1 protein-coding gene is annotated in these 485 nt (G+C 54.0%); it reads right to left on the bottom strand.

What is annotated here, in order from left to right; all coding sequences use genetic code 11:
• Positions 1 to 191 (bottom strand): hypothetical protein (locus tag AC0L3K_RS40750; RefSeq protein ID WP_473368226.1); only part of this gene is annotated, 191 nt, incomplete at its 3' end.
• Positions 192 to 485: the final 294 nt, after the last annotated feature.

The raw sequence follows: 485 nt of genomic DNA, 5'->3' as shown, positions 1-485 counted from the left end.
GCTATGGCTTCCGGATTGATCACGAAGTCAGCCCCATCTCGGCTTGAACGAAAGGAGAGGACACGCAACTTTGGGCGAAGCGGGGATTTACGCCGCCGATCTTTCCCTTGTTCCACGGACGTGCTTCGAGACGTTCTCATTGATTCTTGGACATCGATCATGATGACTTCCTCGTTAATGAGGTTGGCCATTCTCAAGCCGATAAGTCCGAACCTGCGTCGGCTTTCAGACGATTGGAGACGTAGCGCCCAAACGTGCCCGCGCGGTAACCCGGTTTGGATCAGCAAACACCGTTCGGAATGATTTCTGGTATTGGCCCATCGGCGAAGTAACGTGACGCGTGTCGAGCGTCCGCTTATTGAGGAAGCGCAGACAAGCTTTGCTCAGGTTGAGTTCTTCGCATTTTGACCCAATGTATGGTCCGGCCGCGCGTTGCAAGAGGTTTCGTCAACCTGGCAGATGCGGTCTTGCATCAATGTATCCGG

The organism is Bradyrhizobium sp. MI1.10 (assembly GCF_055811035.1).
The sequence above is the reverse complement of the archived record's forward strand: the minus strand, read 5'-3'. Positions and strand labels throughout refer to the sequence as shown.